Annotated in this window: 21 protein-coding genes and 1 pseudogene; 10 read left to right on the top strand and 12 right to left on the bottom strand. The window is 60.8% G+C overall.

Features of this window, described 5'->3' with window-relative positions; translation table 11 throughout:
* Positions 1 to 10: 10 nt before the first annotated feature.
* Positions 11 to 1,360, bottom strand: coding sequence for an NCS2 family permease (locus ACF6ZU_RS02295; protein ID WP_017339770.1), 1,350 nt, complete (start codon positions 1,358 to 1,360; stop codon positions 11 to 13).
* Positions 1,361 to 1,648: 288 nt separating this feature from the next.
* Positions 1,649 to 2,092 carry a MarR family winged helix-turn-helix transcriptional regulator gene (locus tag ACF6ZU_RS02290; RefSeq protein ID WP_392890313.1) on the bottom strand — a complete coding sequence of 148 codons (444 nt, stop codon included), beginning with the start codon at positions 2,090 to 2,092 and terminating at the stop codon, positions 1,649 to 1,651.
* An 82-nt stretch (positions 2,093 to 2,174) separates the two neighbouring features.
* On the opposite strand from ACF6ZU_RS02290, the gene ACF6ZU_RS02285 reads away from it, so the two are divergent.
* Positions 2,175 to 3,341 (top strand): PLP-dependent aminotransferase family protein, encoded by a 1,167-nt coding sequence (locus ACF6ZU_RS02285; protein ID WP_392890312.1) that lies wholly within the window; start codon positions 2,175 to 2,177, stop codon positions 3,339 to 3,341.
* 165 nt (positions 3,342 to 3,506) lie between these two features.
* Here the strand turns inward: ACF6ZU_RS02285 and ACF6ZU_RS02280 are convergent, their stop codons facing one another.
* The 5 genes from ACF6ZU_RS02280 to ACF6ZU_RS02260 all read right to left on the bottom strand — a co-directional run bounded on the left by ACF6ZU_RS02280 (position 3,507) and on the right by ACF6ZU_RS02260 (position 6,290).
* Positions 3,507 to 3,878: a glutathione S-transferase N-terminal domain-containing protein gene (locus ACF6ZU_RS02280; protein ID WP_305425952.1), complete on the bottom strand. Its 372-nt coding sequence runs from the start codon at positions 3,876 to 3,878 to the stop codon at positions 3,507 to 3,509.
* A 101-nt stretch (positions 3,879 to 3,979) separates the two neighbouring features.
* On the bottom strand, positions 3,980 to 4,525 hold the full coding sequence (gene folE, locus ACF6ZU_RS02275; protein ID WP_003204506.1) for a GTP cyclohydrolase I FolE: 546 nt from the start codon (positions 4,523 to 4,525) through the stop codon (positions 3,980 to 3,982).
* A 77-nt stretch (positions 4,526 to 4,602) separates the two neighbouring features.
* Positions 4,603 to 5,160 (bottom strand): Smr/MutS family protein, encoded by a 558-nt coding sequence (locus ACF6ZU_RS02270; RefSeq protein ID WP_008146127.1) that lies wholly within the window; start codon positions 5,158 to 5,160, stop codon positions 4,603 to 4,605.
* A gap of 87 nt (positions 5,161 to 5,247) precedes the next feature.
* Positions 5,248 to 5,568, bottom strand: coding sequence for a hypothetical protein (locus ACF6ZU_RS02265; RefSeq protein WP_017339763.1), 321 nt, complete (start codon positions 5,566 to 5,568; stop codon positions 5,248 to 5,250).
* 131 nt (positions 5,569 to 5,699) lie between these two features.
* Complete coding sequence (locus tag ACF6ZU_RS02260) at positions 5,700 to 6,290, bottom strand: cysteine hydrolase family protein (protein ID WP_084323850.1); 591 nt, start codon at positions 6,288 to 6,290, stop codon at positions 5,700 to 5,702.
* A 239-nt stretch (positions 6,291 to 6,529) separates the two neighbouring features.
* Between ACF6ZU_RS02260 and prmB the strand changes: the two genes are divergently transcribed.
* Entirely contained in the window at positions 6,530 to 7,438 is a 909-nt protein-coding gene (gene prmB / locus ACF6ZU_RS02255) for a 50S ribosomal protein L3 N(5)-glutamine methyltransferase (RefSeq protein ID WP_392890310.1), read from the top strand.
* 90 nt (positions 7,439 to 7,528) lie between these two features.
* Here the strand turns inward: prmB and ACF6ZU_RS02250 are convergent, their stop codons facing one another.
* Both ACF6ZU_RS02250 and ACF6ZU_RS02245 read right to left on the bottom strand, forming a co-directional pair.
* On the bottom strand, positions 7,529 to 8,320 hold the full coding sequence (locus ACF6ZU_RS02250) for a hypothetical protein (protein WP_392890309.1): 792 nt from the start codon (positions 8,318 to 8,320) through the stop codon (positions 7,529 to 7,531).
* A 110-nt stretch (positions 8,321 to 8,430) separates the two neighbouring features.
* Positions 8,431 to 9,430 (bottom strand): annotated as a pseudogene (locus ACF6ZU_RS02245) (alpha/beta hydrolase).
* A gap of 83 nt (positions 9,431 to 9,513) precedes the next feature.
* Between ACF6ZU_RS02245 and aroC the strand changes: the two are divergent.
* The 5 genes from aroC to mtnC are packed head-to-tail and all read left to right on the top strand — an operon-like array spanning position 9,514 to position 13,648.
* The gene (gene aroC, locus ACF6ZU_RS02240; protein ID WP_130203669.1) at positions 9,514 to 10,605 is read left to right on the top strand and encodes a chorismate synthase; all 1,092 of its coding nucleotides are present in this window, start codon (positions 9,514 to 9,516) and stop codon (positions 10,603 to 10,605) included.
* Positions 10,606 to 10,639: 34 nt separating this feature from the next.
* A complete protein-coding gene (locus tag ACF6ZU_RS02235) occupies positions 10,640 to 11,785 on the top strand; it encodes an MFS transporter (protein ID WP_392890308.1) in 1,146 nt (381 codons plus the stop codon).
* Positions 11,782 to 12,402, top strand: coding sequence for a methylthioribulose 1-phosphate dehydratase (locus ACF6ZU_RS02230; RefSeq protein WP_392890307.1), 621 nt, complete (start codon positions 11,782 to 11,784; stop codon positions 12,400 to 12,402). The genes ACF6ZU_RS02235 and ACF6ZU_RS02230 overlap by 4 nt, the downstream gene beginning before the upstream one ends.
* A gap of 12 nt (positions 12,403 to 12,414) precedes the next feature.
* Complete coding sequence (locus ACF6ZU_RS02225) at positions 12,415 to 12,960, top strand: acireductone dioxygenase (RefSeq protein ID WP_392890306.1); 546 nt, start codon at positions 12,415 to 12,417, stop codon at positions 12,958 to 12,960.
* Positions 12,961 to 12,964: 4 nt separating this feature from the next.
* A complete protein-coding gene (gene mtnC, locus ACF6ZU_RS02220) occupies positions 12,965 to 13,648 on the top strand; it encodes an acireductone synthase (protein WP_392890305.1) in 684 nt (227 codons plus the stop codon).
* Positions 13,649 to 13,907: 259 nt separating this feature from the next.
* Here the strand turns inward: mtnC and ACF6ZU_RS02215 are convergent, their stop codons facing one another.
* On the bottom strand, positions 13,908 to 14,186 hold the full coding sequence (locus ACF6ZU_RS02215; RefSeq protein WP_208671975.1) for a DUF3509 domain-containing protein: 279 nt from the start codon (positions 14,184 to 14,186) through the stop codon (positions 13,908 to 13,910).
* Between the two features lie 331 nt (positions 14,187 to 14,517).
* On the opposite strand from ACF6ZU_RS02215, the gene ACF6ZU_RS02210 reads away from it, so the two are divergent.
* Both ACF6ZU_RS02210 and ACF6ZU_RS02205 read left to right on the top strand, forming a co-directional pair.
* Positions 14,518 to 16,356, top strand: a complete 1,839-nt coding sequence (locus tag ACF6ZU_RS02210) for a long-chain-acyl-CoA synthetase (protein WP_392890304.1) — start codon at positions 14,518 to 14,520, stop codon at positions 16,354 to 16,356.
* A 96-nt stretch (positions 16,357 to 16,452) separates the two neighbouring features.
* The gene (locus ACF6ZU_RS02205) at positions 16,453 to 16,971 is read left to right on the top strand and encodes an ankyrin repeat domain-containing protein (RefSeq protein ID WP_392890303.1); all 519 of its coding nucleotides are present in this window, start codon (positions 16,453 to 16,455) and stop codon (positions 16,969 to 16,971) included.
* A gap of 1,349 nt (positions 16,972 to 18,320) precedes the next feature.
* Here the strand turns inward: ACF6ZU_RS02205 and ACF6ZU_RS02200 are convergent.
* A complete protein-coding gene (locus tag ACF6ZU_RS02200) occupies positions 18,321 to 19,661 on the bottom strand; it encodes a substrate-binding domain-containing protein (protein WP_392890302.1) in 1,341 nt (446 codons plus the stop codon).
* A gap of 186 nt (positions 19,662 to 19,847) precedes the next feature.
* Positions 19,848 to 20,660, bottom strand: a complete 813-nt coding sequence (gene xthA, locus ACF6ZU_RS02195) for an exodeoxyribonuclease III (protein WP_392890301.1) — start codon at positions 20,658 to 20,660, stop codon at positions 19,848 to 19,850.
* Between the two features lie 321 nt (positions 20,661 to 20,981).
* On the opposite strand from xthA, the gene ACF6ZU_RS02190 reads away from it, so the two are divergent.
* Positions 20,982 to 21,632: a GNAT family N-acetyltransferase gene (locus ACF6ZU_RS02190; protein WP_392890300.1), complete on the top strand. Its 651-nt coding sequence runs from the start codon at positions 20,982 to 20,984 to the stop codon at positions 21,630 to 21,632.
* Positions 21,633 to 21,664: the final 32 nt, after the last annotated feature.

The following is a 21,664-nucleotide window of genomic DNA, read 5'->3' as shown; positions in this document are numbered from 1 at the left end:
AGACCTGTGTTTACAGGAAGATGAACTTGGCGATGAAGATCGCGCAGAGCACCCACAGGCTCACGGAAATTTCCTTGTATTTGCCGGTGCCGGCTTTCAACGCCACATAGGTGATGAAGCCCAGCGCGATACCGTCGGCGACCGAGAAGGTCAACGGCATCATGATCGCGGTGACGATCGCCGGAATGCTGTCGGTCGCTTCGTCCCATTCGATGTGCGCCATGCCGCCCATCATCAGCATCGCCACATAAATCAGCGCGCCTGCGGTGGCGTACGCGGGAATCATGCCGGCGAGCGGTGCGAAAAACATCGCTGCAATAAATAGCACACCTACGGTCACTGCGGTAAGACCAGTCCGACCACCAGCGGCTACACCCGCGGCACTTTCCACATAGCTCGTAACCGGAGGAACACCGACCACTGCGCCGAATACGCTGGATGCACTGTCGGCTTTCATCGCACGGGAGAGGTTTTCGATGCGGCCGTCAGCGTTCACCAGGTTGGCGCGCTGGGCAACGCCCATCAGGGTGCCGGCGGTGTCGAACATGTGCACGAAGAGGAACGCCAGCACCACGCTGATCATGCTGACGTTGAACACGCCGGCGACGTTCATGGCCATCCAGGTCGGGGCCAGGCTTGGCGGTGCCGACATGATCCCTTCGTAATGCACCAGGCCCAGGCCCCAACCGGCGAGGGTCACGGTGATGATGCTGATGAGGATCGCGCCGAACACCTTGTGGTAGCTGAGCACGGCAATCATCAGGAAGCAGATGGCGGCGAGCAGCGGACCGGGCTCGCGCAGGGAACCGAGCTTGATCAGGGTGGCCGGGCTGTCGACGACGATGCCGGCGGTTTTCAGGCCGATCAGGCCGAGGAACAGACCGACGCCGGCGCCCATGGCGAAGCGCAGGCTTACCGGAATGCTGTTGAGCAGCCATTCACGGATCTTGGAAAAGGTCAGGATCATGAACAGCACGCCGGACACGAACACCGCACCGAGGGCGGTTTCCCAGTTGTAGCCCATGGTGCCGACCACGGTGTAGGTGAAGAAGGCGTTGAGGCCCATGCCCGGCGCCAGGCCGACAGGCCAGTTGGCGTACAGGCCCATCAACAGGCAGCCGAGTGCCGCGGCGATGCACGTTGCGACAAAGGCCGCGCCGTGATCGATCCCGGCGTCAGCCATGATGTTCGGGTTGACGAAAATGATGTAGGCCATGGTGATGAAGGTTGTCAGACCGGCAATCAGCTCGGTCTTCACCGTGGTGCCATGCAAGCTGAGTTTGAAGATGCGCTCCAGCCAGCCATTGCGTAACGGCGGCGAGAGTTCCAGCGTCGGGGCTTCGGATTTGCGGCTTTCCACAGCGAGTACTCCTCAAGAGTTTTATTGTTATTTCCAGGGCCGGACCCATGAGGGTGGCAGCGGCCCTTTGAGGCATTCGCGAATTTGTTGACCTAGTGGTCAGGAACTCGCACGCAGTGGATTATGCTTTTGTATACAAAGAATGCAAATAATGTTTTTGATTTTGTAGACGAAAAGTTCAGCAATAGGGATATATCGCCTGTTGGGGCCCTATCGCGAGCAGGCTCGCTCCTACAGGAGAGCGCGATCAACTGTAGGAGCGAGCCTGCTCGCGATGGTAGTGAAGCCTCATATTTTTTGCTGGTTCTCCCCCAGCGCCAGATTCACCGCCAGCCACCCATTCACCGCCGTCTCCCCAGCCTCGGCAAATACCCGCTCCAGCAATTTCACCTGCTCACGCCGCAATGCCTGTTCAAACTTCGACCCTTCCACGGTCAGTTCCAGCAATCGCTTACGCTTGTCGGTCTCGGACGCGACGCTGTTCACCAGATGCATTTCCACCAACTGCCGCAACGGAATATTCAGCGCCTGCTTGCTCACGCCCAGCAGGGCCAGCAGTTCCTTGACGCTCAGGTTCGGATAACGGGCGATGAAAAACACGATGCGCTGATGCACCCGGCTCAAGCCGCGCCGCTCAAGCATTTCGTCGGCCTTGGCGGTGAACGCCTGGTAGCCGAAGAAAAACGCTTCCATGGCCTGTTGTTGAGAGGTTGGATTTTTAAGGTCAAGCATGTTGACGTATCCGTGCGGGTTGTCGTAATTTCGGTCAACCAGTTTGACTCATTTTCCTCAGGCCTCGCTACCGGTGACTCCCATGGCTTTTTCCGAACGTGTCTCGCGCCTCAAAAGTTCTCTGATCCGTGAAATCCTTGCCGCCGCCCAACGCCCGGAAGTGATGTCGTTCGCCGGTGGCCTGCCGGCCGAAGCGATGTTGCCGAAAGTCGAGTGGGCCGATATGCCGCTGTCCATGGGCCAATACGGCATGAGCGAAGGCGAGCCGGCGTTGCGCGAAGCCCTGGCGGCTGAGGCGCGGGCGCTGGGCGTGCCGTGCGAAGCGAGCCAGGTGCTGGTGGTCAGCGGCTCCCAGCAAACCCTCGATCTGGCGGCCAAGCTCTACATCGACAAGGGCACCGAAATCCTGCTTGAAGCGCCGACGTATCTGGCGGCGTTGCAGATCTTTCAACTGTTCGGTGCCGACTGCATCACCGTGCCGCAAGAAGCCGATGGCCCGAATCTGCTGGAGTTGCGTGCTCGCTTGGAAAAGCATCAACCCGCGTTCATCTACCTGATTCCAACCTTTCAGAACCCGTCGGCGGTGCGCTACAGCGAGGCCAAGCGCGATGCGGTGGCCGCGTTGCTGGATGAGTTCGGCGTAACCCTGATCGAGGACGAACCGTACCGCGAGCTGACATTCGACGGCGGCAGCGCCACACCGATCGTCAGTCGCCTGAAGAAAACCAGCTGGATCTACACCGGCACCGTCTCGAAAACACTGCTGCCGGGATTGCGCGTGGGTTACCTGATCGCCAGCCCGGACCTGTTCCCGCACCTGCTGAAACTCAAGCAATCGGCTGACCTGCACACCAATCGCGTCGGCCAGTGGCAAGCGCTGCAATGGATCGGCACCGAGAAATTCCAGCAACACCTGAGTGAGCTGCGGGACTTTTACCGGGTGCGACGAGATGCGTTTCAGTCAGCGCTGGAAACGCATTTTTCGGATCTGGCCGAGTGGAACGTGCCACAGGGTGGGCTGTTTTTCTGGCTGACGCTGAAGCAACCGCTGGATACCCGGACGTTGCTCAAGGCGGCGCTGGCGGCGGACGTGGCGTTCATGCCGGGTGAGCCGTTTTTCCCCGCGCCGGACCAGCATCCGGGGCATCTGCGGTTGAATTTCAGCCACATCGATCCGGCGCGGCTGGATGAAGGGTTGAAGCGATTGGCGGGGGTGGTGCGGCAGGCGCAGGCTGTGGAAGCGGCTTGATCGCAGGCACAAAAAAACCGGCTCGAGGGCCGGTTTTTTGTTTGAGATGTGTGGTGTCTGGGTGGGCCTCATCGCCGGCAAGCCGGCTCCTACAAAGGACGCGGAGATCTTCAACGTAGGAGCCGGCTTGCCGGCGATGGCGTCCTCAAGGACACCACTGAAACCTCACGCCGCCGCGAAGCGCTTGTCCAGGTAATCGATAATCACCTTGGACTCGTACATCCAGGTGGTCTGCCCATTCTCTTCAATGCGCAGGCAAGGCACCTTGATCTTGCCACCCTGTTCCAGCAGCGTCTGGCGATCCTGCTCGTTGTTCTTCGCATCGCGCAGCGCCACCGGCACATTCAGGCGGCGCAGGGTGCGGCGGGTTTTCACGCAGAACGGGCAGGCGTGGAACTGATACAGCGTCAGGTCTTTGGCAGCCGCTTCCACCTGAGCCTGGGCAGCGGCGGGGCGCTGCTTCTTGCCCGGGCGGGTGATGAAGTCGATGAAGATGATCAGTTGGCCAAGGCCGACACGAAGTGCTTTAACGAACACGGTAGATGCCTCACGGGGCGAAAGAAGGCGCGCAGCTTACCTGATTTTTCTCAGACGAAAAAAAACCGGCGATGAATGCCGGTTTTCTTCGTTGCTGCGAATTACTTGATCAGGCTGAGAAACTCGCTGCGGGTCGCCGCGTTTTCGCGGAACTCACCGAGCATCACCGAAGTGATCATCGACGAATTCTGCTTCTCGACACCGCGCATCATCATGCACATGTGCTTGGCCTCGATCACCACCGCAACGCCCAGGGCGCCGGTGACTTGCTGGACCGCATCGGCGATCTGGCGGCTGAGGTTTTCCTGGATCTGCAGGCGGCGGGCGTACATATCGACGATCCGCGCGACTTTCGACAGGCCCAGCACTTTGCCGCTCGGGATGTAGGCGACGTGGGCCTTGCCGATGAACGGCAGCAGGTGGTGTTCGCACAACGAGTAGAGCTCGATGTCTTTCACCAGCACCATTTCGCTGTTGTCGGAGCTGAACAAGGCACCGTTGGTGACTTCTTCGAGTGTCTGTTCATAACCGCGGCAGAGGTACTGCATGGCTTTGGCGGCACGTTTTGGCGTGTCGAGCAGGCCCTCGCGGGAGACGTCCTCGCCCAGTTGGCCGAGAATCGCGGTGTAATTCTGTTCCAGGGACATGAAACTACCTGTGGGATTTTACGCAAAGGGCAAGGGTACGGTGGCAAACACGGCGCTGCAAGCTTGTCGCAACAGCTTTACTCGTCGCGACCTTCCATCATGGTGCGTTTGAGCATCACATAAACCGCTCCGGCACCGCCGTGTTTCGCCTGGCAGGAGGTGAAGCCAAGTACCTGTGAATGCTGGCGCAGCCAGGTGTTGACGTGGCTTTTGATCATCGGCCGCTTGCCGTCCAGGCGCACGGCTTTGCCGTGGGTGACGCGCACGCAGCGGATTTCGAATTTGGTCGCTTCGGCCAGGAATGCCCAAAGGGTTTCCCTTGCTTTCTCCACGCTCATGCCGTGCAGGTCGAGGCTGCCTTCGAACGGAATCTGGCCGATCTTGAGCTTGCGCATCTGGCTTTCCTGCACGCCGTCGCGCGCCCACATCAGCTCGTCTTCCGGGCCGACGTCGATCACGAACTGATCGGACAAGCCGTCAACGGTGGTGGCATCGGTGCGCACGGTAGCGGCCTGACGCAGCTTGGCGATCTGCGCACGGTCAGCCTTGGGTTTGCCGGTTTCGGCGCGATCGTGCTTGATCGGCTTGACGCCTTGGATCGCGCTTTTGAACAGGGAAAAATCGTCGTCTTGCATGTCAGCCTCCGCGAAGGGCGGCCAGTTTACCCAAGTCGCGACACGATCGATAACAATTGGGGCCTGGCAAAACGTCAGGCCGTCAATTCAGTCGTGTTTTTTCATCAGGTGCGGGGACATGTTCAGCTCTCGCGACTGGCGTGCGCGGCGACGGCAACGCCGCCACAGCCACACGCCGAGATAGAGCAGGAACAAACCGACTGCCAGAATGATCGCCGAACCCAGCGGGCTCGCATTCAGTTCGCCGAGTGCCGGCGGGCGCCCCAGCAGGCTGGCGGCACCGGCCATTGCCAGCAACACACCGCACGTTGCCAGCAAGGCAGCGAACGCTGCGCCGAATCGAAAACGCCAGTTGCTTTGGCCTTTGGGCCGCAAGCGGCGTGCGTCAAAACCATCGGATAACTTCATTCCGACCTTCCTCAATGGGTATCGGCCCTTCGACCGGGAGTTGACCGGGATGTTCCTGAGGCTATGACAATTACAGCGAACGAGAGGCTTTTGCGGATGAGCGGCGGCATGAACCGCTCATCGAGCGTCGATCAGATCAGATCGTGGGTCAGGGCGAGGGTGGCGAAGTTGTCCGCCATGATCGCCATTTCGGTCTGTTGAACGTGGTCGGCGCTCAACACACCACCCTTGTAGGGCAAATCCCGCGTAGCGCAGGCGTCTTCAACGAGGGTGCAACGAAAACCGAGGTTTTTCGCCGCGCGCACGGTGGTGCTGACGCTGGAATGGCTCATGAAGCCGCAGACGATCAGGTCCAGCGAGCCGAGATTTTGCAGGCGCTCCAGCAGTTCGGTGCCGTGAAACGCACTCGGCAGCAGTTTGCCGATGATGGTTTCGTCGGCCTGTGGTTCCAGGCCCGGGATGAATTCACCACGCTCGCCCTGCGGGTCGAACAACCCGCCGACGGTGCCGAGGTGGCGTACATGCACGATAGGCCGACCGGCTGCGCGGGCGGCGCTCACCAGTTGTTTGATGTTCGCGACGGCAGCATCCATGCCGACCAGGGCCAGGGGGCCGCTGAGGTATTCTTTCTGGGCATCGATGATGACAAGGGTCGCGTGGCTCAGATTGGCTGCTGCATAACCGCGGCCGCTGAGTTGAAACATCGTTTTTGGAACGGACATTCTGGGGCTCCTTCGAGTGGGGCTTTTGCGACATTCTCCTCTGGCTGAGCGGTTATGTGAATCGCTACCATCGCAGGGGCCGTCGTTGCTGGCTCGCAGCCTTGTCAAGATCCTCGTTTTGTTCAATAGCCAACGCAAAAAATGGATATCTCCTACATCCGGGCCGATGAATTTCCTGCGTCGTCGTCGCGCGTTTTGACTGGTAGAATCGCCAGTCGTTTTTTCTGGAGTTTGCCGCTGTGATCACTTCCCGACTTCGTACCCTGCGTGACCATATCCGTTGGGCCGTCAGCCGCTTCCATGGGGAGGATCTGTTTTTCGGCCATGGGACCGACAATGCCTGGGACGAAGCCCGTCAACTGGTATTGGGTGCGTTGCACCTGCCGTGGGAAATTGCCGACAGCTACCTCGACTGCAATCTGGAGGACGATGAGCTGGTCCGCCTGCAACGCCTGCTCAAACGTCGTATCGAAGAGCGCATCCCGACTGCCTACCTGCTGGGCGAGGCGTGGTTCTGCGGCATGTCGTTCATCGTCGACGAGCGCGTGCTGATTCCGCGTTCACCGATCGGCGAGCTGATCGAAAAGGGTTTTTCGCCGTGGCTGGGCGCCGCGCCGGCGCGGATTCTCGACCTGTGCACCGGCTCCGGTTGCATCGGCATCGCGTGCGCCTACGAATTCCAGGACGCCGAAGTGGTGCTGGCCGACCTGTCCTTCGAAGCGCTGGAAGTGGCGAACAAGAACATCGAGCGTCATGGCGTCGATGAGCGTGTGTACACGGTGCAGGGCGATGGTTTCGATGGTTTGCCGGGGCAGCGTTTCGACCTGATCGTGTCGAACCCGCCGTATGTCGATGCCGAGGATTTCGCCGACATGCCGCAGGAATATCAGCATGAACCCGAACTGGGCCTGGCTTGTGGCGACGATGGCTTGAACCTGGTGCGGCGCATGCTCGCCGAAGCGGCGGACCATCTGACCGAGAAGGGCTTGCTGATTGTCGAAGTGGGCAACAGCCAGGTTCACGTCGAGGCGTTGTACCCGGAAGTCGATTTTGCCTGGCTCGATTTCGAGCGCGGCGGGCATGGGGTGTTCATGTTGTCGGCGCAGCAGTGCCGGGAGCATCAGGCCCTGTTCGCTTCCCGCGTCTGACCGTTAAAAGCTTCGCGAGCAGGCTCGCTCCCACAGGGTTGACGCACATTCTGTGGGAGCGAGCCTGCTCGCGAATGGCCGCGCCACCGATTACCGGTGCGTGGCAATCCAGATCAATAACCCCGCCTGAAACACCGCAAACGCCACCAGACACGTAATGGTGAACCGCAGCCCAGCGTCTTCACGCTTGTACTTGCTGACTTTTTCTTCGTGTTTCTTCAACTTCACTTCCTGCTCGGCCAGGTTCTGCTCGGCCTGCTGAAGCATCTGCGCGGCCTCGAGAATTTCCACCTGCTGCAGCTTCTCGGTGTTCCACTCAGCCAGCAAATCGCCGACCTGTACGGCTTTCACGCTGCCTTTCAAATGCTGGGCGTCGGCGTAGACCACCTCAAACCCGTGGGATTTCAGGAAATGATCGCGGCGCAGACGCGTGTCTTCGTTCAGCGCGTCCTTGTTGTTCAGGTCGGTGCCGTCGACGGTGTAGGTGGGCCAGCGCTTTTTCGCCCAGGTAATGCCTTGGGCCGCCATGTAGCGCCCGATGCCACGGTTCATCGGCTCGATCTGTAAACCGCTGTCCGGTCCGAAATGCACGCTCTTGGTGGTGTGATCGACCCACACGTCGAGGTGATTCTGTTCCTTGCGCACACGCTGGCCCGGCAGCGAGATCGACATGCGCAGCAGGCTGCGTTGCTTGTCGTTGCGTTCGGCATAGCCGAATTCGACAAAGCGCAGAGGCCGCCCGCCGGTGTTGCGGTCGGTCTGCAACGGCGCCAGGCGGAGCATCCTGTGGTGCTCGGCGTGGACATCTGCCCACGGCTGCTCGGCCGCGGTCGGTGCGTCCTTCTCAGCGGTGGTGTCGGGTGAAGTCGGGGTATCAGTCATAACGGCGAGATCCTGTCCAAGCTCAGCTTGCCGCCAGTCCGGGCGCTGGCGACAAACACTTATCGGCCGTTTTTTTCAGGACTGGAGGGCAAACAGAGCTTAAACAGCGCTTAACTGGAGCGAAGTCCGTCAATAAACCCGAGGATGCGAGTGCCGAGCTCGGCCGCCAATGGCAAATTCGGATCTTTGTACGAGGCCAATTGTCGTTTGACGTCGTTGGGCACGATGCGCATGACGTGGTTCATACCCTCGATCAGCGCCAGTTCCGCGTCTGGTTTGGCGTCCTTCAGCAACCGGGCGTCATTGACCCCGACCTGAATGTCGTTGCTGCCCTGAATGATCAATGCCGGCATTTTCAGCTTGGCGAACGCGGCTGCCGGGTCCTGGCGGAACAGCGAAATCAGGTACGGCTGCACACTCGGGCGAAAAATCACCTGTAGTTGCGGCGGCACGTTGTCGTCGGTTTTCCCGGCCTTGAGGCTGTCCAGCAGTTCGTTGCTGCGCAGCATCAGCGGTGGTGGCAGGCGATTGCCCAGTTGCTGGCGCAGCACCTGATCGATCGGCCGCGCGCTGCCGGACATGGAAATCACCGCCGCCGCATCGACGCTCGGCGCCGCGAGGCTGGCGATCAACGCGCCTTCGCTGTGGCCCAGCAGAATCAGCGGGCCGAAACGCGGATCAGCCTTGAGCTTGCGCCCCCAGGCTTCGGCATCGGCGACATAGGCTTCCACCGATAGATTGCGCTCATCCGGCGTCGCCGCCAGGCTGGCCGCCACGCCGCGCTTGTCGTAACGCACGCTGGCGATGTTGTGTTTGGCCAGCACCCACGCGAGGCGCTTGAGGCTGTCGTTGCGCCCGCCGTCAGGGTTGTTGCCGTCACGATCCGTAGGACCCGAGCCGGAAATGATCAGGACAACCGGTACCGGCTGGTCGGATTTTGGCAGCAACAACGAACCGAACAGCTCGCCGCTGCCGGTGTCCAGCGTGATCGGTCGTTGCAGGACGGTGGCCTGCACAAAACCGCTAAACAAGGTAAGGCTCAAGGCTAAAACTCGCAGCATCATCACGCCATCATTCACAAAGGTGCCGGTTTGACTCGCGGGCACCCATAAGGTTCGAGGATGAACTACTTGGGTAGCCTGCGTATACTGGCGCGCATTACGTATTCAGGTTCATTTCACGGAGCGTCCTGCATGTCCGGCAATACCTACGGCAAGCTGTTCACTGTCACCACCGCGGGCGAAAGCCATGGTCCGGCGTTGGTCGCCATTGTCGACGGCTGCCCGCCGGGGCTGGAGATTTCCCTGGAAGATTTGCAGCGCGACCTCGATCGCCGCAAACCCGGCACCAGCCGCCACACCACCCAGCGCCAGGAAGCCGACGAAGTCGAAATCCTCTCCGGCGTGTTCGAAGGTCGCACCACCGGTTGCGCCATCGGCCTGTTGATCCGCAACACCGACCAGAAGTCCAAGGACTACTCGGCGATCAAGGATCTGTTCCGCCCGGCCCACGCCGATTACACCTACCACCACAAATACGGCGAGCGCGATTACCGCGGCGGCGGCCGCAGCTCGGCGCGGGAAACCGCGATGCGCGTGGCCGCCGGTGCGATCGCCAAGAAATACCTGGCGACCCAGGGCATCGTCATTCGCGGCTACATGAGCCAGCTCGGCCCGATCGAAATCCCGTTCAAGACCTGGGATTCGGTGGAAGAGAACGCCTTTTTCAGCCCTGATCCGGACAAGGTTCCAGAACTGGAAGCCTATATGGACCAGCTGCGCCGCGACCAGGATTCGGTCGGCGCGAAGATCACCGTGGTTGCCGAAGGCGTGATGCCAGGCCTCGGCGAGCCGATCTTCGACCGTCTCGACGCCGAACTGGCCCACGCGCTGATGAGCATCAACGCGGTCAAGGGCGTGGAAATCGGTGCCGGTTTCGCCAGTGTTGCCCAGCGCGGCACCGAGCACCGCGATGAAATGACCCCGGAAGGTTTCCTCAGCAACAACGCCGGCGGCATCCTCGGCGGCATTTCCTCCGGCCAGCCGATCGTGGCGCATCTGGCGTTGAAGCCGACGTCGAGCATCACCACGCCGGGCCGTTCCATCGATATCCACGGCAACCCGGTGGACGTCATCACCAAGGGCCGTCACGACCCGTGCGTCGGTATCCGTGCGACGCCGATTGCCGAAGCGATGATGGCCATCGTGCTGATGGATCACCTGCTGCGTCACCGCGGGCAGAACGCCGATGTGCGCGTGAGCACGCCGGTGCTGGGTCAGCTTTGATGGCTGACCTTGACGTCGCCGGGGTCTGACGGCTTTGGCGGCGCTGCCGTACTGGCGGCTCTCCAGTTTCTATCTGTTCTATTTCGCCTTGCTCGGTTCGACAGCGCCGTTTCTGGCGCTGTACTTTGATCACCTGGGGTTTTCCCCGGCGCGCATCGGCGAACTGGTGGCGATCCCGATGCTGATGCGTTGCGTCGCGCCGAATATCTGGGGCTGGCTCGGCGACTACACCGGCCGACGCCTGGCCATCGTGCGTTTCGGCGCGGTGTGCACGTTGCTGACGTTTTCGCTGATTTTCGTCAGCAAGACCTACGCCTGGCTGGCGATGGTCATGGCGTTGCACGCGTTCTTCTGGCACGCGGTGTTGCCGCAGTTTGAAGTGATCACCCTGGCGCATTTGCAAGGCCAGACGCAGCGCTACAGCCAGATTCGCTTGTGGGGCTCCATCGGTTTCATCATCACCGTAGTCGCGTTGGGTCGCCTGTTCGAATGGCTCAGCCTCGACATTTACCCGGTGGCGCTGGTGTTGATCATGGCCGGTATTGTCGTCAGCAGCCTGTGGGTGCCGAATGCCCAACCGGTCCAGGGCGAACGCCTGGCCGGCGACGGTTTTCTCAAGCAGTTGCGCAGTCCCGGTGTGCTGGCGTTCTACGGTTGCGTGGCGCTGATGCAGATGAGCCACGGTCCGTATTACACCTTTCTGACGTTGCACCTTGAGCGGCTCGGTTACAGCCGCGGCCTGATCGGTATGCTCTGGGCGCTCGGCGTGGTCGCCGAAGTGCTGATGTTCCTGGCCATGAGCAGGATCCTCGCGCGGTTTTCCGTGCGCCGGGTGTTGCTGGCGAGTTTCCTGCTGGCGGCGTTGCGCTGGTTGTTGCTGGGATCGTTTGCGGAGTTCGTCGGGGTGCTGCTGTTTGCTCAGGTGTTGCACGCGGCGACGTTCGGCAGCTTTCACGCGGCTGCCATCCAGTTCGTGCAACGTAGCTTCGGCGCGCGCCAGCAAGGGCAGGGCCAGGCGTTGTATGCCGCACTGGCCGGCACCGGCGGCGCGTTGGGCGCGTTGTACTCCGGCTATAGCTGGAATGCCCTCGGGGCCACGTTCACCTTTAGTATTGCCAGTCTGGCAGCCTTCGCCGCTGCCGTTATCATTGCCACACGAATGCAAGAGGACCGGCCATGAGCCTTACCCGTGAACACCTCGCCCAGGAAATCATCGACGCCGGGCGTTTTCTCTATGGTCGCGGCTGGTCGCCGGCCACCAGCAGCAACTATTCGACGCGCCTGTCGCCGAGCGAAGCGCTGTTGACCGTGTCCGGCAAGCACAAAGGCCAATTGGGCCTCGACGATGTGCTGGCCACGGACCTGTCGGGCAACAGCCTCGAACCGGGCAAGAAACCGTCCGCCGAAACCCTGCTGCACACCCAGCTCTACAGCTGGCGGCCGGAAATCGGCGCGGTGCTGCACACTCATTCGGTGAACGCCACGGTGCTGTCGCGCCTGACGCCGGAAGATTTCATCGAGTTCGAAGATTACGAACTGCAAAAGGCCTTCAGCGGCGTTTCTACCCACGAATCCCGGGTGCGTGTGCCGATTTTCGACAACGACCAGGACATTGCGCGCCTGGCCGCCAAGGTGCAGCCTTGGCTGGACACCCATCCCGATTGCGTGGGTTACCTGATCCGCGGCCATGGCCTCTACACCTGGGGCGCACGCATGAGCGATGCACTGCGGCAGATCGAAGCCTTTGAATTTTTGTTCGAGTGCGAGTTGAAGACCCGCTCGATCCTACAGCGTTAAGGAGTTGCCCTGATGAGCAGCCTGTCCGTCTACCACGTCTCCAGCCCTGATATTCCGAACAAGGTACTGACCCATTTCGAAGACATCGCCTCGACCCTGGCCGAGCAGGGCGTGCGTTTCGACCGTTGGCAAGCGACGGCGAAAATCCAGCCGGGCGCCAGCCAGGAAGAAGTGATCGCCGCGTATCAGGAACAGATCGACAAGCTGATGACCGAGCGCGGCTACATCACCGTCGATGTGGTCAGCCTGAACAGCGATCATCCGCAAAAAGCCGAATTGCGCGCCAAGTTCCTCGACGAACACCGCCATGGCGAAGATGAAGTACGCTTTTTCGTCGCCGGTCGTGGGCTGTTCACCCTGCACATCGACGACTATGTGTACGCCGTGCTCTGCGAGAAAAACGACCTGATCTCGGTGCCGGCCGGTACGCCGCACTGGTTCGACATGGGCGAGCATCCGCACTTCGTCGCGATCCGCCTGTTCAACAACCCTGAAGGCTGGGTGGCCAATTTCACCGGCGAAGACATCGCCAGCCGTTTCCCGCGTCTTGAGGACTGAGCCGATGCCGATCAAAGCGATTCTCACCGACATCGAGGGCACCACCAGTGCGGTGAGTTTTGTGTTCGACGTGCTGTTTCCGTATGCCGCCAAACACCTGCCGGATTTCGTGCGCCAGCACGCCACCCGCGCCGACGTCACCGAGCAGCTGGACGCGGTGCGCCGGGACAGCGATGAACCGGGCGCGGACGTTGAGCGAGTCATCGACATCCTTCTCGGCTGGATCGCCGAAGACCGCAAGGCCACGCCATTGAAGGCGTTGCAAGGGATGGTCTGGGAGCAGGGGTATCAGGCCGGGCAGTTGAAAGGGCATGTGTACCCGGACGCCGTTGAAGCGCTGAAGCGCTGGCATCAGGCAGGTTTCAAACTGTTTGTTTATTCCTCGGGGTCGATTCAGGCGCAGAAGCTGATTTTCGGCTGCTCGGAGGCGGGGGATCTGTCGCCGTTGTTCAGCGGCTATTTCGACACCACCTCGGGACCCAAGCGCGAAGCGCAGTCTTACCAGCGCATTACCCAGGCCATCGGCCTTGAGGCTGAGCAGATTCTGTTCCTGTCGGACATCGTCGAAGAGCTGGACGCGGCGCGTGCGGCGGGAATGGCGACGTGCGGGCTGGCCCGTGAAGGCGGGGAGTTGGCGGGGCATGTGACTGTCGACAGCTTTGCCCAAATCAACCCTTCCAGCCTGTAAACCCCAAACCTGTAGGAGCCAGCTTGCTGGCGATAGCGATTTTACGGACGCCATCGCCGGCAAGCCGGCTCCTACGGATCGCGTGCGTGTTTTGAATAGTGGGTTAACGCTAAACCTGTAGGAGCCAGCTTGCTGGCGATGGCGATCTTGCGGACGTCATCGCCAGCAAGCCGGCTCCTACAAGGTTTATGCGGTTTCAGAAACAAACAGGCCGTGGGCGATAGCGCTCACGGCCTGTTTTTTTCAGCTTGGAATCGGTTTACGCCGAATGATAAGTCGGCAATGCAAACCGCTGCTGGCTTTGCAGCATGGAGATCTGCGGCAGTTCGCTGGCCTGTTCGGCCAGGTCGCGGCGGATGGCGCTGATCACCCAGGACAGTTGATCACCGGCATGCAACTGCTGATAGGAAATCGAGCGCTTGAACACTTTGCCTTCGGTGCTGCGCAGGGTCAGCAGAATGCCACCGTCCGGGCGAGGCTGGGTGGTGACTTCGAAGTTGGAGAACAGGGACGTAAATTTTTCCTGGATCAGGCTCATGTCTATCAGCTCCGTAAGCTCTTGAATGGCAAGCATGCAGAGGTAGTTGCAGTGATTGTGCCAGCACCAGAAATTTTAAAAATCGTTATAAATCAGTAGGTTAATTTTTTGGTCATTTTTCGGTTTCGTGCAATCTGCATGAATGGCCATCGTGCATCCTGCATTTTGCGAGATCGCTATCGATCCGATGGAACCATTCGCAGCCCCCGGGTTCGCGTTTTCCGCGGATACAAAACATTTCAAAAACCGCGTGTACAGCTCAAGAACCGTTGACGTATTTTCGGGCTCAATCACCGTCGCCCGACAATAAAAAGATCGAACGGGAGCAAGCATGAGCCGCACGACGAACGACACGATTACCTGGGGCATGATGCTCCGCAAGCTGCCCTCGATTGCCAAAGCCATCCCGCGGGTGGTCAAAGGCATGAAGGCGGCCAACGTCACGGACCCGACCCAAACGTGTGGCCTCGGCTGGAGCTTCGAGCAGGCGACCCTGCGCAATCCCCAAGGCCCGGCGTTGCTGCAAGGCAACCGCGTGCTGTCCTACTCGCAGGTCAATCAGTGGGCCAACCGCATCGCCCATCACCTGATCGCACAAGGCATTCGCAAGGGCGATGTGGTCGGCGTATTCATCGAAAACCGCCCGGAGCTGTTGGTAACGATTCTGGCCGTGGCCAAGGTCGGCGCGATCAGCGCGTTGCTCAACACTTCGCAGACCCGCGATGCCCTGGCTCATAGCCTGAACCTGGTGGTGCCGGTGGCGATCATCGTCGGTGAAGAGTTGGTCCCGGCGTTTTCAACGGTGCGCGGGCAGGTCTCGATCGACCCGGCGCGCACCTGGTTTGTCGCGGACCAGGACACCTGGAGCCAACCGGGCATTGCGTCCGATGGCTTCATCAATCTGATGACCGCCTGTCTCGATGAAGCGAGTGACAACCCGGCCAGCAGCCAGCAGGTTTTTTTCGACGACCCGTGTTTCTACATCTACACCTCGGGCACCACCGGGCTGCCGAAGGCCGGCGTGTTCAAGCACGGCCGCTGGATGCGCAGTTCCGCCAGCTTCGGCCTGATCGCCCTGGACATGCGCCCCGAAGACATCGTCTATTGCACCTTGCCGCTCTATCACGCCACCGGGCTGTGCGTGTGCTGGGGCTCGGCCATCAGCGGCGCGTCGGGGTTCGCCATTCGCCGCAAGTTCAGCGCCAGCCAGTTCTGGAATGACGTTCGCGACTACCGCGCAACCACCCTCGGCTATGTCGGCGAACTGTGCCGCTACCTCGTCGATCAGCCGCCGAGTGCCGACGACAGCCAGCACGGCGTGACCAAGATGATCGGCAACGGCTTGCGCCCCGGCGCGTGGCGCGAGTTCAAGACGCGCTTTGGCGTTCACCACATCTGCGAGTTGTACGCCGCCAGCGACGGCAACATTGGCTTCACCAACATTCTCAATTTCGACAACACCGTCGGTTTTTCCCTGATGTCCTGGGAACTGGCGGCCTACGACCACGACAGCGGCGAGCCGATCCGGGATGCCACCGGGTTCATGCGCAAGGTCGGCAAAGGCGAGCAGGGGCTGTTGCTGGCGAAGATCGACGACAAGGCGCCGCTGGACGGCTACACCGATCCGCAGAAGACCGAAAAGGTCGTGCTGCATGACGTGTTCGAGAAGGGCGACCGATACTTCAACACTGGCGACTTGCTGCGCAACATCGGTTTTGGCCACGCGCAATTCGTCGATCGTCTGGGCGACACCTATCGCTGGAAGGGCGAAAACGTCTCGACCACCGAGGTCGAGAACATCCTGCTGCAACACCCGAACATTTCCGAAGCCGTGGCCTATGGCGTGGAAGTGCGCAACACCAACGGGCGTGCGGGGATGGCGGCGATCACCCCCGCCGAATCCCTGGCGACCCTGGATTTCAGCGAACTGCTGGCCTTCGCCCGCGAGCACATGCCGGCTTACGCGGTGCCGTTGTTTCTGCGGGTCAAAGTGAAGATGGAGACCACCGGCACCTTCAAGTACCAGAAGACCCGACTCAAGGACGAAGCCTTCGACCCGGGCAGGACCGGCGACGATCCGATCTATGCCTGGCTGCCGGGGACCGACACGTATGTGCAGGTCACTGAGCAATTGCTCGCGGACATCCACAGCGGCAAATACCGCTATTGATTGTGGCTATGGCGCGCCTTGAGAAAAAACAAGTGACAGTGGCGGGGGCGCTCGGGAAACTGTCGGCTTTGCGAATAACTGCACGTGGAGTTTCCAATGTCCGACCAAAGCCGCCAGATGACCCCCGAAGAAGCCGCCGAGTTTGCCGAACAGGTTTTCAACAAGGCGCGTGAGGGGGACGCGGCGATGATGGCCGCGCTGCTGAGCAAAGGCCTGCCGCCGAACCTGCGCAATCACAAGGGCGACACCTTGCTGATGCTGGCCGCGTACCACGGCCACGTGGACACGGTGAAAGTGCTGCTTGAGCACAAGGCTGATCCGGAAATCCGCAACGACAACGGCCAGAGCCCGATTGCCGGTGCGGCGTTCAAGGGCGATCTGGCGGTGGTCACGGCGTTGGTCGAGGGCGGCGCGCTGGTGGAAGGCGCTTCGTTCGACGGTCGTACGGCGCTGATGATGGCGGCGATGTTCAATCGGGTGGCGATCGTTGATTACCTGATTGGGAAAGGGGCTGATCCGCGAGCCAAGGATGCCAATGGGGTTTCTGCGCTGGATGCGGCGAAAACGTTGGGTGCGGTGGATACTGTTGCGCAGTTGGAGAAGCTGCTCGGCTGAGCGTAACCCCCCTGTAGGAGCTAGCCTGCTCGCGATGGCTTTGTGTCGGTGTACATATCCATTTGTGCGGTAACGGCGGCTATTGGTTTCGCCCTTACGGCGAGTTACTTGGAGAAGCACCAAGTAACCAAGCGCTTTTGCCCCTGTCGTTCGGTGCTTCGCCTAGGCTCGGCATCCCCTCGCTCCGGTCCTGCTCCGTGGGCCCGCCGCGATCGGCCATCCCTGGCCGTGCGCGGCTAACCCGGCATCCATGCCGGGTTGCCCACTGCGCAGAACCTCCACTCGGCCTCTCGAGGGGGCGACCACCGCCACCGCCGCCGAGGCGGCCTTAAAGCCGACCTGGCTCTTTGGTCAACCGCGTTCACTCATTTCCGGATATGCACACCGATCCCCTGTAGGAGCCGGCTTGCTGGCGATGGACGTCAACGATGGCGCGGGCTGTCTGAGTGAACGCGGTGTGTTGGCGTTTTTCGCGAGCAGGCTCGCTCCCACATGGGGATTGGGTTCACACGTTCAAAACTGTAGGAGCCAGCTTGCTGGCGATGGACGTCAACGATGGCGCGGGCTGTTTGAGTGAACGCGGTGTCTGGGCGTTTTTCGCGAGCAGGCTCGCTCCTACATGGGGATTGGGTTCACACGGTCAAAACTGTAGGAGCCAGCTTGCTGGCGATGGACGTCAACGATGACGCGGGTTGTCTGGTTGAACGCGGTGTCTGGGCTTTTTTCGCGAGCAGGGCTCGCTCCTACACGGGATCGGGTTCACACGGTCGAAATGGTAGGAGCCAGCTTGCTGGCGATGGACGTCAACGATGACGCGGGTTGTCTGGTTGAACGCGGTGTCTGGGCTTTTTTTGCGAGCAGGGCTCGCTCCTACACGGGATCGGGTTCACACGGTCGAAATGGTAGGAGCCAGCTTGCTGGCGATGGACGTCAACGATGACGCGGGCAGTCTGGATGAACGCGGTGTCTGGGCGTTTTTCGCGAGCAGGGCTCGCTCCTACAGTGGAATGACGTACAGCCTTTGATTTTCACCACTCATCAGGCCGAGCGTTAGCTCGCCTCGGCTTTTGATCTTGCGGTGCACGCCCCCTCGAGAGGCCGAGTGGAGGTTCTGCGCAGTGGGCACCGCGGCAAGGATGCCGCGGTAGCCGCCCCCGGCCATGGATGGCCGATGGCGGCGGGCCCACGGAGCAGGACCGGAGCGAGGGTATGGCGAGCCTAAGCGAGCCACCGAACGAAAGGGGCAAGAGCGCTTGGTTACTTGGCGCTTTTCCAAGTAACCCGCTGTAAGAGCGGAACCATAGGCGGCCGTTACCGCAGCAACGGATATGCCCGCACACCCCAAAAAATCAATACACCCAAACCTCAACCCGCCGATTCTTGATCCGCCCCTCATCCGCACTGTTGGCCGCCACCGGCATCTCCGCGCCAAAGCCGCGGATCTCGCGAAACACCACGCCGTTTTTCACCAGTTCCCGCCGCACCGCCATGGCCCGCAGTTTCGACAGCAGGTCGGCCCGCGCCGGGTCACTCTTGGCATCACCAAACCCCACCAGCGTCACCTGTCGATCGGTTTTCTCGTTCTGCCGGATGTAATCCAGCACCCGCGTCAGGTCCTGCCGGGCCTTGTTATCCAGGCTCGCGCTGCCTTCTTCGAAACGAAAATTCACGCTCAAGCGCTGCGCATGGCGGCTGAGCGCCTGATACCCCTCGGGCATCAGCGCATTCGGCGTGACCGCCATGGCCTGCACGGTTTGGGCAATAAATCCGTTGGCCGCAACGATGGCCTGGCCTTTACTGCTTTGGGCAAACGCCACCAGCGCTTCGGCCCAGGGATTCTTGCCGTTGGGCGGCAAGTAAAAGAACAACCGGCGCGACAGCGGATAGTCTTCGGTGGCGATCAAACTGTTGAGCGGCAACATCGCCTGGGACTGGCCATCGACAATCGCCACGGCTTTGGCCTGACGCACGTAAGGCAAGCCGATGAAGCCGATGCCTTGCGGGTCGAGGCTGACCGCATCGGACAATTGCTCGCTGGATTCGAACCGTTTCGCTGCGTTATCAAGCCTTTTCCCACGACGGCTGAGGACCACTTCCTTGAAGGTGTCGTAAGTGCCCGACTGGTCATCCCGCGCATACAGGTGAATCGGCCCGCCACTGCCGCCGAGTTCTTCCCAGGTTTTCGCCTCGCCGCTGAAGATGCGCGCCAACTGCTCGGTGTCGAGTTGATTCAGCGGGTTTTGCGGGTGAAGGATGATTGCCAGGCCATCGATGGCGATCACCTGTTCGGCGCGGGGGCTCTTCAGGTCGCCGAGGGATTGCAGGGCCGACAGTTCGCTGTCCTTGATCGGGCGGGAAGAGGCGGCGAGGTCGGCGGTGGCATTTTTCAGGGCGGTGAAACCGGTGCTGGAGCCGTGGGCTGCGACTTCCACCTCCACTCGGCGCCCCTGCGCGGTTTCGCCGACCACCCGCAGTTCATTGGCGGTGTCCGGTGCTTCGCTGTGCACCTTGAGCAAGCCTTGCTCGCGCATCAGGCCTTCGACCAGCGCCGGGCCCAGCGCCGCGCCGATGGTGTTGGAGCCCTGGATACGCAACACCGGCCCCTGTTTGGGCGTCGGCAGCTCACCGGCCGAGGCGGTAACGGACAGCCCGGCGCCCAGCATCAACAGGAAGAAAACGCGCAGCGTCATGCCGGCACCTTATAAAGCCAAAGGAAGTGCCGGGAGAATAAGTCAGTAAGGTTTCCAAAAAATGACAGTTAACTTGTAGGAGCGAGCCTGCTCGCGAAGACGGAGTGTCAGTAACATTCATTTAGACTGACACGACGCATCGCGAGCAGGCTCGCTCCTACAGTTGATTTGTGTCGACGGTAGGGATCAGCTCAACTCAAGCCAGATCGGCGCATGGTCCGACGGTTTTTCCATGCCGCGCAGTTCGTAGTCCACGCCGGCATCCTTCACCCGTGGCAGCAAGCCGTGGGAGGCCATGATCACGTCGATCCGCAGGCCGCGCTTCGGTTCGTCCTCAAAGCCGCGACTGCGGTAGTCGAACCAGCTGAAACGGTCGGCCACGTCCGGGTTGAGGTGGCGGAAGCTGTCCACCAGGCCCCAGTTCTTCAGGCGCGCCATCCACTCGCGCTCCTCCGGCAGGAAGCTGCATTTGCCGGTTTTCAGCCAGCGTTTCATGTTGTCCGGGCCGATGCCGATGTCGCAGTCTTCCGGGGAAATGTTCACGTCACCCATCACCACCAACGGCTGTTCGTTGGTGAATTGGCTTTCCAGCAAGTGCTGCAGATCGTTGTAGAAACGTTGCTTGGCCGGAAACTTGGTCGGGTGATCGCGGCTTTCGCCCTGTGGGAAATAGCCGTTCATGATCGTCACCGGCACGCCATTGGCGTCGGCGAAAGTGCCCCAGATGAAGCGGCGCTGGGCGTCTTCCTCATCGGTGACGAAGCCTTTGTGCAGCGCCAGCGGTTCCTTGCGTGAGAGCAGGGCGACGCCGTAATGACCTTTTTGCCCGTGGAAATACACGTGATAGCCCAGCGCCCGGACTTCGTCGAGGGGGAACTGGTCGTCGTGGACCTTGGTTTCCTGCAGGCCGATCACGTCGGGTTGATGTTTTTCGATCAGCGCCGCCAGCTGATGGGGGCGGGCGCGCAGCCCGTTGATGTTGAAGGAGACGATCTTCATGGTCGGCAGGTCCTGGGGCAAAAGGGCGATGCTAGCTGACCTGTGGGATTGGGGCCAGTGTGGGGTGAGGGGATTCTCTGTGTTCTGTGAGATCTCTACTGGCAACACCGGCCTCTTCGCGAGCAGGCTCGCTCCCACATTGATTGATGTCACCACGAAGTTTGTGTGACTGGTCTATACCTTGTGGGAGCGAGCCTGCTCGCGATGACGGCTTACGCACCCGCACTGATTCCGGATCAGTAAGGAACTGCGCCGGCACCACAGGCTCGTACCAATAAGAGCGCCGCCATTTAGAGCGCTGCGCCGGGGAGAATGACCGTTATGCCCGAAACCTCGACCGTCATCGCCGATATCCACATGCTCGACAGCGGCTATTCCCGCGAAGCCCGCTCTCTGTTGTATCAGGCCTATCGCCACGAGCCGACTTACGGTTACCTGTTCGAAGCCGAACGCCCGGGTTATGAACAGCGGGTGCGCGCCACCGTGCGTGAACTGGTCAAACAACACTTCCTGCAGGATCTGCCGGCCATCGGCCTGCTGGTCAACGACCGCTTGATCGGCATCGCCCTGATCGCGCCACCCCAACGACGCCTGGGCATCACCGAAAGTTGGGCCTGGCGCCTGCGGATGGTGTTGAGCACCGGGTTTCGCTGCACGCGCCGTTACCTCGAATACCACGATGCAGTGATGGCGTGCGTGCCGTCCGATTCGGTGCACCTCCTGCCGTTGCTGGGGATTCATCCGCAATTCCAGGGCAAGCACTTTGGCGAGCAGTTGCTGCAAGCGGTGCACAACTGGTGCGCGGTGGATGAGCACTCCGAAGGCGTGGTGCTCGATACCGGCAACCCGCGTTACCTGGAGTTTTATAAACGCCAGGGCTACGAGGAAATCGGCGAAGTGGCGATCGGACCGGTGCGCGAGCATGTGTTTTTTCACGCCAACCCGCAGGTGCTGCAAACCGCCTCGGCCTGAAACGGTAGAACTTTCGCGGCATGCGAGGCTCT

The organism is Pseudomonas migulae, from assembly GCF_043225285.1.
Classification (GTDB): domain Bacteria; phylum Pseudomonadota; class Gammaproteobacteria; order Pseudomonadales; family Pseudomonadaceae; genus Aquipseudomonas; species Aquipseudomonas migulae_C.
Note: the sequence above shows the minus strand (reverse complement) of the source record. Positions and strands in the feature narration are given on the sequence as shown.

What these genes read in the sequence shown, in the direction of transcription:
- ACF6ZU_RS02290 (WP_392890313.1), bottom strand. Translation starts at nt 2,092, where the DNA reads ATGCTTGACCTTAAAAATCCAACCTCTCAACAACAGGCCATGGAAGCG.
- ACF6ZU_RS02285 (WP_392890312.1), top strand. Translation starts at nt 2,175, where the DNA reads ATGGCTTTTTCCGAACGTGTCTCGCGCCTCAAAAGTTCTCTGATCCGT.
- folE (WP_003204506.1), bottom strand. Translation starts at nt 4,525, where the DNA reads ATGTCCCTGGAACAGAATTACACCGCGATTCTCGGCCAACTGGGCGAG.
- ACF6ZU_RS02270 (WP_008146127.1), bottom strand. Translation starts at nt 5,160, where the DNA reads ATGCAAGACGACGATTTTTCCCTGTTCAAAAGCGCGATCCAAGGCGTC.
- ACF6ZU_RS02265 (WP_017339763.1), bottom strand. Translation starts at nt 5,568, where the DNA reads ATGAAGTTATCCGATGGTTTTGACGCACGCCGCTTGCGGCCCAAAGGC.
- ACF6ZU_RS02260 (WP_084323850.1), bottom strand. Translation starts at nt 6,290, where the DNA reads ATGTCCGTTCCAAAAACGATGTTTCAACTCAGCGGCCGCGGTTATGCA.
- ACF6ZU_RS02250 (WP_392890309.1), bottom strand. Translation starts at nt 8,320, where the DNA reads ATGACTGATACCCCGACTTCACCCGACACCACCGCTGAGAAGGACGCA.
- aroC (WP_130203669.1), top strand. Translation starts at nt 9,514, where the DNA reads ATGTCCGGCAATACCTACGGCAAGCTGTTCACTGTCACCACCGCGGGC.
- ACF6ZU_RS02230 (WP_392890307.1), top strand. Translation starts at nt 11,782, where the DNA reads ATGAGCCTTACCCGTGAACACCTCGCCCAGGAAATCATCGACGCCGGG.
- ACF6ZU_RS02225 (WP_392890306.1), top strand. Translation starts at nt 12,415, where the DNA reads ATGAGCAGCCTGTCCGTCTACCACGTCTCCAGCCCTGATATTCCGAAC.
- mtnC (WP_392890305.1), top strand. Translation starts at nt 12,965, where the DNA reads ATGCCGATCAAAGCGATTCTCACCGACATCGAGGGCACCACCAGTGCG.
- ACF6ZU_RS02215 (WP_208671975.1), bottom strand. Translation starts at nt 14,186, where the DNA reads ATGAGCCTGATCCAGGAAAAATTTACGTCCCTGTTCTCCAACTTCGAA.
- ACF6ZU_RS02210 (WP_392890304.1), top strand. Translation starts at nt 14,518, where the DNA reads ATGAGCCGCACGACGAACGACACGATTACCTGGGGCATGATGCTCCGC.
- ACF6ZU_RS02205 (WP_392890303.1), top strand. Translation starts at nt 16,453, where the DNA reads ATGTCCGACCAAAGCCGCCAGATGACCCCCGAAGAAGCCGCCGAGTTT.
- ACF6ZU_RS02200 (WP_392890302.1), bottom strand. Translation starts at nt 19,661, where the DNA reads ATGACGCTGCGCGTTTTCTTCCTGTTGATGCTGGGCGCCGGGCTGTCC.
- xthA (WP_392890301.1), bottom strand. Translation starts at nt 20,660, where the DNA reads ATGAAGATCGTCTCCTTCAACATCAACGGGCTGCGCGCCCGCCCCCAT.
- ACF6ZU_RS02190 (WP_392890300.1), top strand. Translation starts at nt 20,982, where the DNA reads ATGCCCGAAACCTCGACCGTCATCGCCGATATCCACATGCTCGACAGC.